Genomic DNA, 16965 nt, shown 5'->3' on the forward strand with positions numbered 1-16965 from the left:
CCTTTACCTCCTTTCTGGTAGCTTAGCGTACTCGTGAACAAGTTTAACTAAGTCTGGCGCATCAAATTTTACAAGGTGAGCATCTGCTCCAACAAACTTACTTTTATCAACGTTAGCTCTATCGCTTAAGGAAGTGTTTATTATTACTGGAATTTTGGAGAGCTCCGGGTCCTCCTTAACTTTCCGCGTAAAGGTCAGCCCGTCCATTCCCGGCATTTCTATATCTGAGATTATCAGCTGGACGTACTCCGTTATATCTTTACCGGACTTCTTAGCATCTTCAAGCCACTTGTGGAGAAGTTGTAGTGCCTCTATGCCGTTCTGAGCTTCAAAGACTGTATGTCCATCAGCTTCCAGTATTCTTCGTATAATCTTCCTAGCTACCGGGCTGTCGTCAAGTATGAGGATGTTAAAGTGTCCCTTCCTCTCAATACCCTCTATAACGTCCTCCGGCGTTTCTACGCCGAATATCTTTATCATTCCAAGCTCGTCAAGAATTCCCTCAAAGTCTAAAAGGAGCAGTAGCTTGTTATCTTCAATCTCTACAACGCCTATTACTTTACCTCCAAGTTTTTCGTCTATGCTCCTCGGAGGTCTCCTTATATCTGCCCAACGTATTCTTCTTATTCTCTTTGCCTCGTGAACAACAACTCCAACAATTTCCCTAAGAAACTCCATAACGATAACGTACTTGCCAGCCCCCGGAGGCTCCTTTATCCTCATCCAACGGGCAAGGTTGATTATGGGAACCATCTGTCCCCTTATCTTCGCAAGTCCTTCCGCTTCCTTTGGAAGTCCGGGAGCTTTCACTATATCCTTAGGCTTAAAAATCACCTCCTTAACCTTAGCTACGTTTACGCCAAGTATCCACTCGTAGGTGCCACCATCTTCAAGGACTTCAAACATCCTAAAGTCTATAATCTCAAGCTCGTTAGCTCCTGTCTCAAGTATTTTGGGGAGAAGTTCCTTTTTCCTTGCCATAGCTTATTTCCTTTGCTGGTTTTTAAGAATCTCAGAAATCGCTAATATGAGGTTACTGCTAATCTGGCTTGTTATCTCTGCAATCTCAGACTCTTTGTCAGCCATCTCTTCAACGTCGTCGGCATTGAGGGCAAGGAAGAGCTCCTTGAGTAACAGTTTAACGTCAAATAGTCTCTCTTCAACGTCGGAGAAGTACTTCTCTATTCCGGGGTATTTCCCGATAATCTCTGCTAAGTCCTTATCCTGCGGGCTCAGTAGCCTTATAAGCGTATCAACCTCTGAGATAATTGAGATATCGGGGTTAATGCCGTCTACAAACTTGCTCTTAATAACCTCGTTAACCTTCCTGCTAAACTCTCCAAGCTTAGCAAGCCTATCAAGGATGACAGCAGCGTCACCTATATCAACCAAGTAGAATGTCTCCCATATCTTGTGGAGGCTCGCGTCGGTCTTCTCGGCTATCTTGATAACCTTGTCGGACTGTTCCCTTACAGAGGTTATAAGGTTGTTGGATCTGTGGATGTTCTTGACGATTTCGTCTATCTTCTCCTTCTGGATGTTAACAACCTCTGAGAGGTTGTTGATTACGGAAAGAACTTCTTTTGAGGATTCCTTAAGGGAGGTGTAGGTGTTCTGGTTTTCCTTGAATATGTTCATACCCTCTTCAACCGCCTGAACGCTCCTGCTCGTTATCTCTGCCGTTTTGCCCATCTGCTCACGCATGTTCTTAACAACTTCCCTTATCTCAATTGCCGACTTGTTGGTCCTCTCTGCCAGCTTCCTTACCTCATCGGCAACTACGGCAAAGCCCCTTCCGGCCTCTCCAGCCCTTGCCGCTTCAATAGCCGCGTTGAGGGCAAGGAGGTTCGTCTGTTCCGTAATTGAGGTTATAACTTCAACTACCCTGTCTATCTGCTCCGTCTGAACTTGAAGGGACTTAACGACTTCCTCCATCTCCCTCGTTATGTCCCTAATGTACTGCATCTGCTGGATTGACTCTATCGTCTTGGTCTCGGCCGTCTCAAGCTCTTTTAGGACAAACTGGTAGTTCTCAAGGAGCTTCTCTGAAACTTCAACCAGCTTGTTAACGGCCTTTTCAATGTCCTCAGTAGAAACTATCTGGCTCTCAGATAGCTTAAGAACTTCTTGAAGTTCCTTAATAGCAACAGAGATTGCCACTATGGTCTCTAAGTTGTTTACTAAGGACTGCTTTGTAGCTTTAAGGTTCTGAAGGAACATTCTTTGGGCGTTTTCAAGCTGTTTTTCTATCTCCTTCTCTGCCGTTGCGTCCTTCCAAGTGGCTAAGTAGTACCTAATAGAACCGTCCTTGTTGGTTATGGCGTGCCTGTAGGAGGCCATTACGTAAGGGCCAACCTGTATGTCGGCGTTCTTCTTGTGTTCTCCCGGACGTAGAGCTTTGAGGAGCTCCTTAACCCTTTCTGGATCCTTGTGGAAGAGGTGAATACTCGCTCCCACGAGCTTGTCCGGGTCAATACCAAACTCAGAAACGAAAACCTCCCTCCACTTGTGGGCTATCTCCAGAGCTCTCCTGTTGGCGTAGACTATCTTGTTACCGTCCCTTCCCGGTTTAAAGTCGGGCGTCGCTAAGAAGATTGCCTCCTCCATTAGGGAATCAAGTATCTGCTTGTACATGTGTATGTCATTTTCAAGGAGCTCTTTTTCCTTCCTTAGGGATTCAAGCTTTTTTGAGAGTTCAAGGTTCTTCTGAGAAAACTTTGAGAGCTCTCCGTTAAGCGACTCTTTTTCTTTCCTTAAAGAGTCACACTCCCTTTTTAGCTTTTCGTTTTCTTCCTTCAAAGACTCAAGCTCCTTACGGAGCCTCTCTATCTCCCTTCTCTCCCAAGAGCAAAACATCACTAATCCTCCCGATTGAAGATTGACTCTATGTTCAGAATTATCAGAAGCTCCCTATCAAGCTGAACAACGCCGGATATGTACTTAACGTCTATTCCTATCGTGCCTATGGGCTCTGGCAGGATGTCTCCCTCTAGGAACTTTATAGAACCAACAATCTCATCAACGACTACTCCCACCTCTCCCTTTGGAGTTTCAACAATGACAATCTTGTTCCTTGAGTAGATATCCTCAGGAATCTCGTCCACTATCCCAAGGTGCTCTTTAAGGTTTATGACAGGAACGATTTTTCCCCTTAAGTTCATTACGCCAATTACAAAGCTTGGGGCTTTGGGAACGGGGGTTATATCTCTGTTGTTCGTAATCTCAACTACCTGTTCTATTGGAACGCTTACAAGCTCTTCCTTTAGCTTAAAGGCTATTACCTGAATTTCTTTCTCGTGAACCTCGCCTATGAGCTCTTCAACGCCGATAACGTTTATCTCTTTCTTCTCTGGCTGGTTCATCTCCTCACTCCAATTAGCTTGACCTTGTAGTCTGAAAGGAGGGAGTTTAGGTCCAAGATTAGAACTACCCTTCCATCTCCTGCAATCGTTGCCCCGGCTATACCGGGAATGTCTGAAAGGAGCTCCCCAAGGGACTTAATGACTATCTCCTCCTCACCGTAGAGGGCCTCTATTGAAACGGCTATTAACCTTTCCCCAACCTTTACGATTACGATAAAGTGCTTTTCGTCCTCGTCCTCAACTTCAAGGAGCTCGTTGAGAGAAAAGAGAGGTAGAACCTCGTCCCTAAGCATAAAGCTCTTAAAGCTTCCGACCTCCTTAACGAGGCTCTCGTCGTACCTTACTACCTCAACGACGGAGTGGAGGGGCACGGCGTAAACCTGTCCCCTTATGCCTATCATGAGGGTTCTTATGATTGCTACAGTTAAGGGAAGCTTGAGAAGGATAGTAGTCCCTTTACCCAGCTCGCTGTCTATCTCTATTGAGCCCCTCAAGGAGTGAATCGTGCTTGCAACAACGTCCATACCGACGCCCCTTCCGGAGACGTCGCTCACCTTCTCGGCCGTAGAAAATCCCGGCAGGAAGAGAAGCTCGTAGGCCTCCTTGTCGGACATCTGGGCTGCCTGCTCCGGCGTTATAAGGCCTTTTTCAAGGGCTTTCTTCTTAACTTTTTCAGGGTCAATGCCCCTACCGTCGTCCTCTATGCCAACTACGATGTGGTCACCCTCGTGGAATGCAAAGAGCCTAATGGTTCCGGTTTCAGGTTTTCCTTTTTGAACTCTCTCCTCCGGAGGTTCTATTCCGTGGTCAACGGCGTTCCTGACAAGGTGGATGAGGGGGTCTTCAAGCTTATCAAGGATAGACCTGTCAAGCTCTGTATCTTCTCCCTCTATAATGAGCTGAACCTTTTTGCCAAGCTTTCTTGCAAGGTCCCTAACCACTCTTGGGAACTTGCTGAATATCTTCTTTATCGGCTGCATCCTCAGCTTCATAACGGCGACCTGAAGGTCGCTCACAGTTCTATCAAGACTCGTTACCGCCTCTATTAGCTTCTCAACGGCCTCACTCCTGCACTCCCTATCAACGTCGGCCGTTACCCTGAGTATCCTGTTTCGGTCAAGGACTATTTCACCAACGAGGTTCATAAGGTTCTCTACCCTTTCAACGTCTATCCTTATGGTCTCTGAGGATTTCTTCTCCGACTGCTTCTTCTCCTGCTTCTTTGTAGACCGTGGAGGGAACTCTTCTTTCTTCTCAGCTGGAGGAGGTGGTGGAGGCAGTTGAGGTTCTTCCTTCTTCTCCTTTGGTTTTATTAAGTCCTTAACGTCCTTACCCTCTTCAATTAACTTCTCAATCTCCGGTATAACCTCCATAGGACGCTCGTCCGGAGGCATCAGGATGATTTCCTCAAGGATGCCTGCAAGGTCCTTGTCGGGGAAACGCAGAATTAGCTTTTTAAGCTCTTCAGAAATTCCCTCTACGAACTCTATTTCACCTTCCTGAATTTCTTCTTCTCTTTTTTCCCTTTCTTGCGAGGGTTCTTCACCTTTTAGAGCAGCGTCAAGCTTTGATAGGAGTGTCTGAATCTCCTCTATATCCGGGAGCTCCTCCCTCTCCTTTAACATCTGGAGGGCAGACTTCAGCTGGTCTATTCCCTCTAAGATAACGTCCATGAGCTCCGGAGTGAGCTCCATCTCGTCGTTTCGGAGTTTATTGAAAACGTCCTCTATCCTGTGGGCTATCTCAACGATTGGTGTAAGGTTCAGGAAACCGGCTCCCCCCTTTAGGGTGTGCATTCCACGGAAAATCTTGTTGAGGAGCTCCTTATCTTGCGGGTTGTTTTCAAGGTCAACGAGGTCTTGGTCAAGGTTTTCAAGTATCTCCTCAGCTTCTACCAAGAACTCTTCAAGTATCTCTCTAAGCTCGTCGGGGATGTTTACCTTCATGACTGCCTCTACATTCCGAACTGTTTCATTATTTGGTCTACTTCATCCTGAGAAATTTCTTTCTTCCACTCCAGCTCTTCTAATTTCTTCTGAAGGTCCTCCCTTCTCTCGTTCTCGCTCTCCTCAATACCGGCCAAGATAACAATCCTTAGTATGCTCTTTTCAACATCGGAAAGAAATCCCTTGATTTTAAGTAGCCTCTGAGCCATGATGTCCTGAAACTCAAGGAGCGTCAAGGCGTTCATTAGACTCTCAAGTGTACTGGAAAGGAGCTTCTCTGCCTTCTCTTTCTTTTCACCCTCGGGAAGTTCCCTGATGAGCGACAAAGCTTCCTGAACGGCCTCCATAGAGCTCCCTATCAGGTCTATTATCTTCTTCGTTGCCTCTTCGCTCTCTGAAATTGCTGTGTCTATGTGGCGGCTTACAGTCTTGAAACCTTCTTTTTGCTGGGAAATCTTGGAAATTTCAGATTTAAACGACTCTATGAGGTCTAAGAGCTTCTTGATTTCCTTCATAAGGTTTGTTTCCATCTCTCCTCCCAACATTCTCTAAAACTAATTCTATTTTATAAAATTTCAGTTTTCTGCAATGAAAAAACGGATTGCTATAATTAGATACATGAGGGAGGGAAAAAGTAAGAACAACTCTTCAGGAGGGGAAAACTCATGAAAAGAGTCTGTGCCATAGGAATTCCCAATGACGACGAGGACCTACAGTCGCTGCTTGAAGGTTTTTCTCCACTAAAGGAACTCTCATTCTACGTTGAACCCGTTGATACAGTACCCACTCGTGAACTGGCCGATTTTATAGACCTACTCGCAATATCTCCCTCAAAGAAAAACCTTCCACTGATAGACCACGCTGTTGAGTCACTTAACCTCCCAGTTGTTGTGGTCCTGCCCTTTAGAGGAAAAGAGAAACTACTGGAAAACATCTATCCCTACATCAATAGAGAGAGTGCCCTCATACTTGTTACCTACAGCGGAGAACTCTTTGTAAAAACAGGAATTAAACTCATTGTCAGAATTTCAAACAAGCTCAAGCTTGAAGTAAGGTCAAAGGAATTTCTACAGCTGAGGCTCTCTCCCAACTGCTCTCACCTTGAGAAGTTCAAGGCAAAGAAGCTCCTAAGGAGGAACTCCCTTTCCTTCAAAGAAGCACTAATGCTAAAACTTTTCTTTGAAAGCCCGGGAGAAGTTATCCCATACGAAAGGTTTTTGGAGCTCGGAATAAAGGAAGATAGCTTGCCTGTTTACATATCAAAGCTCAGGAGAATGCTCAAATGTCTTGAGCCATCGGTAGTCATAAGGAGTAACAGGAAAAACGGCTACACCTTAACTCAGGGCTTGTAAACGATTGTTGAAATCGCGTGTTTGTAAACCAAGATGTTACCCATGTAGTTCCTTATCTTAATGCAGAACCTGTCAAAACCTTTTAGCTTCCCTTCAACCCGACTACCGCTCCGGAAGTAGATTATCACCCTCTTTCCCATAGCGCTGCGGAGCTCCCTGCTCTGCACGCCCCCCATGTAGGAGCAGGCAATAAGCTTGTGACCTTCCGCAAGCTTCTTCTCAACGTCCTTCTTCTGCTCTTCCGTTAGAATCGGTGGGATGGCTGGAATGAGAGAGGACGGCCTGATAATAAGCTCGTCTTCTATCTCTTCAAAGACAATGTCGCCAGAGGAACGCATTAGCTGGAGGAGCGGTTTTATACTCTCAGGGCGAACCTGAAGCCTTTCGGCCAGCTCTTCTATCGTTCCCCTGAACTCACCTTCAGACTCAAGGAGCTCTATGAGCTCTATCTGTGCATCCTCAAGCGTTTTATACCTTTTCATCCCTCTCCTACTCAAAGATTATTGTGGCAATAGCGTGTTTGTAGACAAGGGATTTCCCTTTCGGAGCAGTCATTGAAAGCGTAAAGTTGTCAAAGTCAAGGAGCTTACCTTCAAGCCTTGTTCCGCTTATGAGGAAAACGATAATGTCCTTACCAAGTAGAGAGTTAAGAACTTGGTCCTGAAGTGAAACTTTCTTCTTTTTCTTCTCCTCCTTCTCATCCGGCTGTGGCTTTGTCTCTTCCACGGCCGGTACCTCCTGAGTATCTTTTTTCTCCTCTTCCGCTTCTTCTTTTGCTTCTTCTTTGCTCACTAGAACGATTAAAAGTCCTTTACCTCTCTTTGACTCTGCCTTAAGGAAACCTTCCTCCTCAAGGTCTGAGAGGGCTTTCTTTATAAGGTAGGGAGATGCGTTTGCTAAGTTAGCAAGCTCTTCAAGGGTACCTGAATACTCCCCAAACTCAGAAAGGTACTCCTTAATCCATATTTTTACTTTTTCTGATTTAGACTGAGATGCCATTTCGTCCTCCGGATAATATTTGCAACTTTAAAAGGTTGTATCCAAGCTGCATTAGCGCAAGTGCTCAAACGGTTTTTATTTGCGGCAAAATTTTAGTCTCAAGTATTTTTGTGTCAAGCTCTCCTCTTATAAAGTTTTCATGCTCTAATAGTTTTATATGAAAGGGTATTGTTGTTTTCAAGTTTCCCTCAATGATAAACTCAGAGAGAGCTCTCTTCCCTCTCCTGATAGCTTCCTCTCTCGTTTCTCCCCAAACTATTAGCTTTGCAAGGAGCGAGTCGTAATACTGGGGAACTGAATACCCCTCGTAAATGTGGGTATCAACCCTTACTCCGAACCCTCCGGGAAGGAGTAGCTTTTCTATTTTTCCCGGCGTTGGACGGAAGTCCTTTTCAAAATCTTCACACGTTATCCTAAATTCTATAGCGTGTCCTTTCAAAGTGGGTTGATTTAAGTCAAGTTTTTCACCGGCAGCTACCTCAATCTGATACCTTATAAGGTCCTTACCGGTAACAAGTTCAGTAACAGGGTGCTCCACCTGAATTCTGGTATTCATTTCTATGAAGTAGAAATTCCTGTCCTTATCAACGAGGAACTCAACCGTTCCAGCACCCTCGTAACCAATGTACTCTGCAAGCTTTTTTGCCGCTTCTGAAAGCTTCTCCCTTAAAGTCTCATCCACAAATGGGGATGGCGCCTCTTCAACTACTTTTTGGTGTCTCCTCTGAAGGGAACACTCCCTTTCTCCAAAGGTTACCACATTACCGTGACCATCGGCAATGAGCTGTATCTCTATGTGCCTTGGGTTTTCTATGTACTTCTCTACGTAGACCTCCCCATTACCAAAGGCAGCCTCAGCCTCAGCCATTGCAGTAGCTATGAGGGTTTCAGCCTCATCGGGAGACTCTATAAGCCTCATTCCCCTTCCTCCACCCCCGTGGGCAGCCTTCACAAGAACTGGATAGCCAATCTCCTCACACGCCTTTAGGGCTTCTTGAACGTTCCTGAGGATTCCACTACCCGGAACTACCGGAACGCCTGCTTTAACAGCTACTTCCCTCGCCTTGGCCTTATCGCCCATCAGAACCATCGCCTCTGGCGATGGCCCTATGAACTTCATACCGCAGGCGGTACATATTTCGGCAAAACCCGGATTTTCCGATAGAAAGCCGTAACCGGGATGTATAGCGTCAGCCCCAGTGACTTCGGCAGCTGAAATTATGGCCGGAATGTTCAAGTAGCTTTCCTGAGGAAGAGGACCTCCTATACAGATAGCTTCATCAGCTAAGTAAACGTGAAGGGAGTCCCTATCAGCCGTTGAGTAAATAGCAACGGTTTTTATACCGAGCTCCTTACAGGTTCTAATGATTCTTACTGCTATTTCACCTCTGTTGGCTATGAGGACTTTCCTGAACATAAGACTACCTCGGTTCTATGTAGAAGAGGGGCTGACCGTACTCCACCGGTTGACCGTTCTCCACGAGGATTTTCCTAACTATTCCGGAAACTTCTGACTCTATCTCGTTCATAACTTTAAGGGCCTCTATTATGCAGAGTGTTTGCCCCTTTTCTACAAAGTCCCCTTCCTTCACGAAAGGCTCAGCGCCGGGGGCAGGAGCTCTATAAAAAGTTCCCACCATTGGAGCTTCTACGACGTAGTAGTTGGTCTTTTCTTCCTCAGAAGGAGCTTCTTGAGCGACCGGCTCTGCCGTTTTAGTTTCTTGAAGGGGAGCTGGAGCTCCAGCTCCCTTTTCCCTCTTAAACTTGACCCTAACTTTCAGACCTTCAGTCTCTACTTCAAGCTCTTCAACAGAAGTATTTTCAAGAGCCTTTAAGAGTTCCTTTACTTTGTCCAGCAACAGCTCCTCCAGTTAAATCATTTAACACTTACCCTTTCTATGTACTCACCCGTTTCAGGGTTAACTTTGATGTAATCTCCGGGGTTTATAAACATCGGAACTTGAACAACCGCTCCCGTTTCCAAAGTAGCAGGCTTAGTAACGTTAGAAACTGTGTCGCCCTTAAATCCGGGCTCAGTATCAACAACCTGAAGAACAATACTCTTTGGCAACTTCACAGAAATTGCTTCTCCTTTATAGAACTGAACGATAGTGGTTGTATTTTCCTTTAGGAACTTAGCTTTCTCGCCGAGGGCAGCGGCGGAAACGCCAACCTGCTCGTAAGTCTTGGAGTCCATAAAGTAGTAGTACTCTCCGTCGTTGTAAATGTACTCCATTTCCCTCTCTTCAAAGTCGGCAAGTTCTAACTTTTCTCCAACTTTGTAGGTTTTCTCAACAACGTTTCCAGTTTTAAGGTTCTTGAGCTTAATTCTTGCAAAGGCCTGTCCTTTACCGGGCTTAACGTGCTGGTAGTCTATTATCTCGTAAGGCTGTCCGTCAATTTCAAGTTTCATTCCCTTGGCTATCTGGTTAACATCTATGGAAGCCAACTTTTACCTCCTAACCGTGTGTTTTGCGCAAAATTATATCAGCAAAAGCTACCTGTGCTAAAATCCTTTCCACCCGAAAGCTACAGGAGGCAGTGTGAAAAAACTGCTTCTATTTTTCCCTTTACTTTCACTCTTTTCCTTTACAACGTGCGGAAGTAAGGGAGACCCAAAACCTCCCTTCAGCAAGTTGCCTTCTCCACCCCGTATTTCTATTATACAGCAATCCTTTAAAAATCCAGTAGTTGTCTGGCAAAAAGTAACCACATTCGCCGACGGTAGAAAACTGCCAATACCGGATAGAGTCTCCTACGTAGTCAGCGTTAACTTCGGAAAACGAAAAGTCAAGGTTGATAAGACCTTCTTTTCTGACCCTATACCTATCTCAGACGGTGAAAGGCGTTGCTACGCTATAATCGCCATTTACGACAGTTACGAGAGTGAGCCTTCAGAGCCGGTCTGTATAATCGGCAAGGAACCGATAGAGGACAAACCCCGTATTAAAGAGGTCAAGTCAGGTGATGGATTCGTTGCTTTTACTTTTGAGCCTTATCACGATTATTCAGTTGAAATTTTCAAGAACGCCCACCCTCCTTTTGTAAAACCCTTTAAGACTCTACCACCGGGAACTCTTAACTTCAAGGATGAGGCGGTAAAGAACGGCTCTACCTATACTTACCGCTTTAGGTTTTCTAAGGACAGCGTTAAGGGAGCTCTCTCTAAAGCTATAACGGTGACCCCCCTTGACACGACTCCCCCGCTTCCTCCGAGAGCTCCAATCGTGCTTAAATCTTTAAAGGGTTGCTTAGTTATTTGGGAGCCCTCACCCTCAGCAGACGTTAGCGAGTACAGAGTTCTCGTTAAAGGAAAACGGTTTTCAACTAACGGAAAGGGAATATACTTCTACTTTCCAGAGTGTCCAAGAGGAAATGTTTTTGTTGTAGCGGTTGATAAGGCAGGAAATCTTTCAAAACCAGTGAAAGCAAAGGAGGTGGTAGATGAAAAAAGTTGCAGTAATAATGGGAAGTAAATCGGACATGCCTATCATGGAAAGCTGTACTGAAACTCTTGAGAAGTTCGGCATTCCCTACGATGTAAAAGTTCTCTCTGCCCACAGAACTATTGATGAGGTTATCGCTTTCTGTGAGAAGGCAGAGGAGGAGTACGACGTTATCATTGCAGCTGCCGGTTACGCTGCCCACCTTGGAGGAGTAATCGCCGCAAAGACGGTTCTACCCGTTATAGGAGTTCCTCTTGATGCCTCCCCTCTTAAAGGAATTGACTCTCTCCTCTCCATCGTTCAGATGCCGGGAGGTATCCCGGTTGCAACAGTAACGATAGGTAAAGCTGGAGCTAAGAACGCAGCAGTCTTGGCAGCAGAAATTATGGCGATAAAGTACCCAGAACTAAAAGAGAAACTGAAAGCTTACAGGGAAGAGATGAAGAAGAAGGTATTAGAGGGTTAAGATGAAAGTCTACCCTGAATGCATACCCTGCTTTATGAAACAGGTGCTTAACGTTGCAAGGGTTGCGGAGATTCCCGACTCCGCGACCCTTGATATACTCCGGGAAACAGCCAAGTTCATCTCAAAAGAGCTCCGACCAGACAAATCTCCCGGCCACAACGCAACTTTCATCCACAGGATTTTTAAGGAAAAAACGCAAGTAAAAGACCCCTACAAGACCCTCAAAGACAGGTATAACGATATTGCCTTAAAGCTTGAACCTATCTTAGAAAGGGACATCTACGAAAAGGCTGAAGACAAGCTCTCCATAGCCATAAGGCTAGCAGCCTTAGGAAACGTTATAGACTTCGGAATACCGAAACCCTTTAGTCTTGAAGAGGAAATAAAAAATGTCCTGAGCGCACCCTTTGCCTACTTTGATATTGCTCTCTTAGAGCGCTTTTTAGTCCCCGGAAAGCAGGTTCTCTACGTGGCCGATAACGCCGGAGAGATAGTCTTTGACAAGTTCCTGATACGGGAGCTTAAAAAGTACGGACTGAAGGTTGTCCTCGCCGTAAGGGGAGGCCCTATCCTCAACGACGCAACAGTTGAAGACGCCTTCAAGACAGGAGTCGTAGATTACGTAGACGAGCTCATAACAACGGGAAGGGACTTTATAGGCATTGACTTTGACTTCGTATCTCAGGAATTTTTAGACCACTGGAACAGGTCGTTCTTTGTTATCTCAAAAGGACAGGCTAACTTTGAAACGCTGGACGGCATTGATTCAAAAGATATATTCTTCATCCTCAAGGCTAAGTGCCGGCCTGTAGCGAAAGAGCTCAACTGTAACGTGAACGACCTCATATTCCTCTATAACAAGCGCCTTTTTGAGATAAGAGAGAATGAAGGTTGTTAAAAAGGATGTTACTAACGTTAAAGAAATTGCAAGAGCTCTAAGAGAGGGAAAACTCATCTGTGCTCCAACGGATACGCTTTACGGGATACTGGGAAACGCCTTAGACAAAAAAGCAGTCGAAGAGGTCTACAGAATAAAGGGTAGAGACCCTCAAAAACCCCTCATAGTTCTCTTTGAATCTGTGGAGCAGCTTACAGAGCATGGAGTTGTAATACCGGAAAGGTTTAAAGACAAACTAAAAAAGCTTATTCCGGCTCCTATCACCTTTGTTCTCCCTTTAGACTCTGAAAGTCCCTTTAGAGCTCTCTTTTGTAGGGACAACTTGGCCGTTCGGATTCCAGACGATAATTTTTTAAGAGCTCTCATAAAGGAGACTTTTCCCCTCTTTGCGCCCAGCGCTAACCCTCAAGGAGAAAAGCCGGCAACTAACTGCAAGGAGTGTTATCGTTACTTTAGAGATAAACTCGCCTACTGCGTTGAAGGGAAGCCGGGGAACGTTCCCTCAACGATTGTCTCTCTCCTTGGGAATACTCCAGAGCTTATAAGGGAAGGAGCTATCAAATTCTCTAAGGTAATGGAGGTCTTAGTTGGAGAGGAAGCTTAAAGTTGTCTTTATGGGAACTCCAGACTTTGCCGTTCCCTCCTTAAATGCCTTAAAGGAAGCTGGCTACGAAGTGCCTTTAGTGATAACCCAGCCAGATAGGCCTGCTGGAAGGGGAAAAAAGTTAACGCCACCACCTGTAAAAGTACTTGCAGAAGAGCTTGGCATCCCAGTTTACCAGCCAGAAAAGGTAAAGGGGAACAGGGAACTCCTTGAAACCTTAAGGAAGATAAATCCTGACCTCATCGTCGTAGCAGCCTACGGGAAAATCTTACCCGACGAGATACTCAACCTACCAAAGTTTGGCTGCATAAACGTCCACGCCTCTCTCCTACCGGAGTACAGGGGAGCTTCCCCCATTCAGTCTGTCCTACTTGACGGTAAAGAAGAAACCGGCGTAACGATAATGAAAATCTCTCCAGAGCTTGACGCCGGCGACATCATCTCTCAACGAAAAGTAAAAATAGAAAAATCAGACAACGCTCAAACTCTCCACGATAAACTCGCCAAAGTAGGGGCAGAGCTCCTTGTAGAAACGATTCCAGACTACGTCTCAGGAAAAATTACCCCAGTTCCTCAGGACCACTCTAAGGCTACCTACTGTAAACCGATAAAGAAAGAAATGGGAAGGATAGACTGGACACTGCCGGCAGAAAGGATATTCAACATGGTAAGGGCCTTTACCCCTTGGCCTTCTGCCTACGCAGAGTTTAAAGGAAGAAGGGTAAAAATAACAGAAGCAGAACCGGTAAACCTTCAAGGGAAGCCGGGAGAGGTTGTAAAAGCAGATAAAGAGCTCGTTGTAGCTACTGGGGAGGGAGCTCTCAGGATAAAGAGAATTCGCCCCGAAGGCAGGAAAGAGATAACTGGCGAAGAGTTTATCAGGGGTTACCGAGTAAAGGTTGGCGATATGTTCTCATAGAGAATATATTCCACCTTACAATTTTACGGGGAAAAGGATGGAACTTGAAAGGAAGCTGGAGCTCTTTAGGGAAAAGGCGAGAGAGGCAGGGTTAAAGGTTACTCCCCAGAGGATAGCAATTTACAGGGAACTGGCCTCCCGTAACGACCACCCATCGGCGGAAGAGCTCTTTGAGAGCTTAAAGAACAAGATAGAAGGGATTTCCCTTACCACTGTCTACAGGACGCTTGCAAGCCTTGAGAAGGCCGGACTTGTAGTGAGAGTTCCAACCCTTAAAGACAAGGTTCACTACGACGCAAGGGTAGAACCCCACAGCCACTTCGTCTGTGTAGAGTGCGGAGCTATTTACGATATTGACATCCCCTCAGAACAGCCCTTCAACAAGCTCAAGGAAGAGGGATTTGAAATCGTAAACTGCACAGTTCTGTGCTACGGCATATGTAAAAAATGTAAAAAAGAAGTTAAATAAGGGGGAGGGAAACTCCCCCTTACAATGTTTACTCCATAGTTTCATTATTCTCTGGTTGATTAACCTCATTCTATCACCGTTGAAGAAGTTTCGTGAGACTCCTCAAGTTCACTTTCGTTATTTGCCTCAGTAGTTCCTGTTAATTCCTCGTGTTCTCCTTCCATCTCACTTTCGGTAGTTGCCTCTGACGTTTCAGCGTGCTCCTCGTGTTCTCCCTCCATCTCATTTTCAGCAGTTACCTCTGACGCTTCAGCATGCTCCTCGTGTTCTTCCTCATAGGGTTCCATACAAATGACACCAGAATCTGGAGTCATGATGCAGAATTCTTCATGCTCAAGCTCTATAATCATATCCTTAGTTCCGTCACCTTCGTAAAGGTAGGGAATCCCCTCTTCCACTTTAAAAGTAACAGCATCATCTTCTACACCACTTCCAGAGCAGTTCGTTATTTCTCCAGTTATCGTTTTAGCGTTCTCGTCAGAACTGGTAATAGTAAAAGTGCAAGTTCCGTTTATTGAACCATCCTTAGACTTTAACAAAACTGTCTTTCCATCAAGATACTGCAATGTCTCTCCTAAACGTTGATAAACCGACTTTTCTATGTGATTTTCAGCAACAGTAATCTTATCCTTGACTTCCTCTCTCAAGTCTTCAGGGATGGGTAAATTGTCCACCAAGGACACGACATCAACGTCAGCAGAATGCTCCTCTTTTTCAAGGTCTACCTCTTCCTCAAGCTCATCCTTCAGCTTCTCAATAGCTTCTTCTTTTATCTTTATACCGTTGTCAGGATTTCCATCCTCATCAAGGGAGATAAGAAAGGCAGAAATAAGTTCCATTTTCTTCTGAAGTTCTGCTGGATCGGTTGTATCATCAGAGAGAAGGTCAACGAGAGTCACGAGGTCTTGACCCTTTGTTTCACCTATAACAACCTTACCTACTTTGAAAACCACAGTATCTCCCGGTCTATACTTGAAGTAGCCGTTTTCGTCCGTTCTTCCTGTTATACCTGAGGAAGTTTCATACTCAACGTTTGCTACTTCACTGTCAACAAATTGACCAGTTAAAGTTGTAGACACTGAGCTACTTCCTCCACCTCCGCAACTTGCAAGTCCCAAAGAAACTAACACTGCGGTTGCTAAAAAAAGCTTTTTCCTCATCTCCAACTCCTCCCGTTTTAACTTAACTTTGGTATTGATGTTAGCATTCAAAAGTGAAAATTTCGTGAAAAACCTTACTTTAAAAACTCATTTAGACGACCGTAAAACACGTAAGTATTATGAAAGCCCCTGCGCTTATTCCGGTTGCTTCCGCGAAATATAACAACGTCTATTCCAAGTTTACGGCAAACAGGACAGCTGCACTCTCTCCAAACCTTACTTTCTAGGAGCTCCCTGTATAGTTTCTCATACTTTCCTTCTTTAAACTCTTCCCTGAAAAAGAGTCTATCGTAGGTCATAACGTCCTCAATCAAAGCGTCAAGTTCTTTTACTTTTCCACTATCGTACTCCCTTAAAGCCCTTAAAATTTTTTGCTCCTGTTCATAAATATCAGAAGGACTAAGGTTAGACCTCATTATCTTTTTCTTAAGTCTTGGATTCCTGCTGTCTGGAACTCTTATAGAGGCGTACCATTTGTAGTCAATTCCTAAATAGTTTTCCTTAGCTTTAAGCCAAGCTTTTCTTAGGTAAGAGGCGCTGTCAAAACTAAAAATCCCCCACTTAACCATTTCTGGAAGGAGCTCCTCCCTTAAGACCCCAAGGAGGTGAACCCTCACTCCTTCAAGATCTACTTCCTCAGCAAGTTTTTTTAAGAGCTCTTTTATAAAGTCCGTCCTTCGGGGGACAAGTCCTCCAATGGCTATAAACGTGTAGCCGTAACGAACAAGCTCTTTTACGCTGTCTATGTAGGTTTCAACCGAATACCCTTGCGCTGCCCCAACGGGGATAAAGGAGGCGTTCTTTGAAAGTTTTAAGAATTCTCTTGCGTTTTGCAGGCTAAGCTGTCTTCTTTCTTCAAGCTCATCAGTAGAGAGTGTAAGCTTTAGTTTTCCTTTTCCGGTCTCTTTTAAGTCAACGAACTTAAATTCCTTTTCCTTTCCCCTCTCTACAGTTACGGTTTCACAGCAAATATGGTCAACGGATATCCCGTAGTCAAATCCAAGCAGGTGGTAGTGGGAAGCCGCCTTTTCAACAGAAAGGGGAGGACGTTTTTCATTTACGTAAGTAAAAGCTCCACAGTCGCCAAGAACTGGAAGTTTACCCTTTGTCCTTAAGTAATCCTTTATGTTTGAAAAGCCCCTTATTTTCGGTTTTCCGTTTTCTTTTATGAGCTTTAGTTTCAGCTCAAACATTCCAAGGCTAACCAAGACTCCATCGTAGGGAGGAGGGGAGTATATTTCGTGGGCAAAGATGGAGTTTTCGTATCCCCCGCTGTAGCTGTCTGTTAAGGGGTCAAAGTCCTTATGAACCCAGTCTTCCCAGTAAGGCAGAAAGAATTTCATC

Annotated in this window: 19 protein-coding genes; 7 read left to right on the top strand and 12 right to left on the bottom strand. The window is 45.0% G+C overall.

The features are described from left to right. Positions 1–3: 3 nt before the first annotated feature. From CLV27_RS04900 to CLV27_RS04920, 5 genes are read right to left on the bottom strand one after another with little or no spacing between them, the layout of a single operon-like run. Entirely contained in the window at positions 4–981 is a 978-nt protein-coding gene (locus tag CLV27_RS04900) for a chemotaxis protein (RefSeq protein ID WP_132526401.1), read from the bottom strand. A 3-nt stretch (positions 982–984) separates the two neighbouring features. Continuing rightward, positions 985–2856 carry a methyl-accepting chemotaxis protein gene (locus tag CLV27_RS04905; protein ID WP_132526403.1) on the bottom strand — a complete coding sequence of 624 codons (1872 nt, stop codon included), beginning with the start codon at positions 2854–2856 and terminating at the stop codon, positions 985–987. A gap of 2 nt (positions 2857–2858) precedes the next feature. Further along, positions 2859–3362: a chemotaxis protein CheW gene (locus CLV27_RS04910; RefSeq protein WP_132526405.1), complete on the bottom strand. Its 504-nt coding sequence runs from the start codon at positions 3360–3362 to the stop codon at positions 2859–2861. Further along, positions 3359–5308: a chemotaxis protein CheA gene (locus tag CLV27_RS04915; protein ID WP_132526407.1), complete on the bottom strand. Its 1950-nt coding sequence runs from the start codon at positions 5306–5308 to the stop codon at positions 3359–3361. Before CLV27_RS04915 ends, CLV27_RS04910 begins: the two co-directional genes overlap by 4 nt. An 8-nt stretch (positions 5309–5316) precedes the next feature. Beyond that, positions 5317–5838, bottom strand: coding sequence for a hypothetical protein (locus CLV27_RS04920; protein ID WP_132526409.1), 522 nt, complete (start codon positions 5836–5838; stop codon positions 5317–5319). A 135-nt stretch (positions 5839–5973) separates the two neighbouring features. Here CLV27_RS04920 and CLV27_RS04925 point away from each other — a divergent pair, with 135 nt between their 5' ends. After that, on the top strand, positions 5974–6660 hold the full coding sequence (locus tag CLV27_RS04925) for a helix-turn-helix domain-containing protein (RefSeq protein WP_132526411.1): 687 nt from the start codon (positions 5974–5976) through the stop codon (positions 6658–6660). On the opposite strand, the gene CLV27_RS04930 is transcribed toward CLV27_RS04925, so the two are convergent. The 5 genes from CLV27_RS04930 to efp all read right to left on the bottom strand — a co-directional run bounded on the left by CLV27_RS04930 (position 6648) and on the right by efp (position 10108). Continuing rightward, the gene (locus CLV27_RS04930) at positions 6648–7142 is read right to left on the bottom strand and encodes an RNA chaperone Hfq (protein WP_132526413.1); all 495 of its coding nucleotides are present in this window, start codon (positions 7140–7142) and stop codon (positions 6648–6650) included. The genes CLV27_RS04925 and CLV27_RS04930 overlap by 13 nt on opposite strands. A 7-nt stretch (positions 7143–7149) precedes the next feature. Continuing rightward, positions 7150–7659, bottom strand: coding sequence for an RNA chaperone Hfq (locus CLV27_RS04935; RefSeq protein ID WP_132526415.1), 510 nt, complete (start codon positions 7657–7659; stop codon positions 7150–7152). 64 nt (positions 7660–7723) lie between these two features. Beyond that, positions 7724–9076 carry an acetyl-CoA carboxylase biotin carboxylase subunit gene (accC, locus tag CLV27_RS04940; RefSeq protein ID WP_132526417.1) on the bottom strand — a complete coding sequence of 451 codons (1353 nt, stop codon included), beginning with the start codon at positions 9074–9076 and terminating at the stop codon, positions 7724–7726. 4 nt (positions 9077–9080) lie between these two features. Then, positions 9081–9521: an acetyl-CoA carboxylase biotin carboxyl carrier protein gene (accB, locus tag CLV27_RS04945; RefSeq protein WP_132526419.1), complete on the bottom strand. Its 441-nt coding sequence runs from the start codon at positions 9519–9521 to the stop codon at positions 9081–9083. A 14-nt stretch (positions 9522–9535) separates the two neighbouring features. Continuing rightward, the gene (gene efp, locus CLV27_RS04950) at positions 9536–10108 is read right to left on the bottom strand and encodes an elongation factor P (RefSeq protein ID WP_132526421.1); all 573 of its coding nucleotides are present in this window, start codon (positions 10106–10108) and stop codon (positions 9536–9538) included. A 94-nt stretch (positions 10109–10202) separates the two neighbouring features. On the opposite strand from efp, the gene CLV27_RS04955 reads away from it, so the two are divergent. The 6 genes from CLV27_RS04955 to CLV27_RS04980 are packed head-to-tail and all read left to right on the top strand — an operon-like array spanning position 10203 to position 14461. Continuing rightward, positions 10203–11135 carry a fibronectin type III domain-containing protein gene (locus CLV27_RS04955; RefSeq protein WP_132526423.1) on the top strand — a complete coding sequence of 311 codons (933 nt, stop codon included), beginning with the start codon at positions 10203–10205 and terminating at the stop codon, positions 11133–11135. Continuing rightward, on the top strand, positions 11104–11571 hold the full coding sequence (purE, locus tag CLV27_RS04960; RefSeq protein ID WP_132526425.1) for a 5-(carboxyamino)imidazole ribonucleotide mutase: 468 nt from the start codon (positions 11104–11106) through the stop codon (positions 11569–11571). Before CLV27_RS04955 ends, purE begins: the two co-directional genes overlap by 32 nt. Before the next feature lies 1 nt (position 11572). Beyond that, the gene (locus CLV27_RS04965; RefSeq protein WP_132526427.1) at positions 11573–12469 is read left to right on the top strand and encodes a damage-control phosphatase ARMT1 family protein; all 897 of its coding nucleotides are present in this window, start codon (positions 11573–11575) and stop codon (positions 12467–12469) included. Continuing rightward, positions 12456–13073, top strand: coding sequence for an L-threonylcarbamoyladenylate synthase (locus tag CLV27_RS04970; protein ID WP_132526429.1), 618 nt, complete (start codon positions 12456–12458; stop codon positions 13071–13073). Before CLV27_RS04965 ends, CLV27_RS04970 begins: the two co-directional genes overlap by 14 nt. Positions 13074–13083: 10 nt before the next feature. Continuing rightward, positions 13084–13992, top strand: coding sequence for a methionyl-tRNA formyltransferase (gene fmt / locus CLV27_RS04975; RefSeq protein ID WP_132526676.1), 909 nt, complete (start codon positions 13084–13086; stop codon positions 13990–13992). 37 nt (positions 13993–14029) lie between these two features. Beyond that, positions 14030–14461 carry a Fur family transcriptional regulator gene (locus CLV27_RS04980; protein ID WP_132526431.1) on the top strand — a complete coding sequence of 144 codons (432 nt, stop codon included), beginning with the start codon at positions 14030–14032 and terminating at the stop codon, positions 14459–14461. A 65-nt stretch (positions 14462–14526) separates the two neighbouring features. Here CLV27_RS04980 and CLV27_RS04985 read toward each other — a convergent pair whose 3' ends face one another. Then, positions 14527–15621, bottom strand: coding sequence for a hypothetical protein (locus CLV27_RS04985; RefSeq protein WP_132526433.1), 1095 nt, complete (start codon positions 15619–15621; stop codon positions 14527–14529). A gap of 74 nt (positions 15622–15695) precedes the next feature. Next, positions 15696–16964, bottom strand: coding sequence for a tRNA-guanine transglycosylase DpdA (gene dpdA, locus CLV27_RS04990; RefSeq protein WP_132526435.1), 1269 nt, complete (start codon positions 16962–16964; stop codon positions 15696–15698). Position 16965: the final 1 nt, after the last annotated feature.

Source organism: Phorcysia thermohydrogeniphila, assembly GCF_004339575.1.
GTDB classification, from domain to species: domain Bacteria; phylum Aquificota; class Aquificia; order Desulfurobacteriales; family Desulfurobacteriaceae; genus Phorcysia; species Phorcysia thermohydrogeniphila.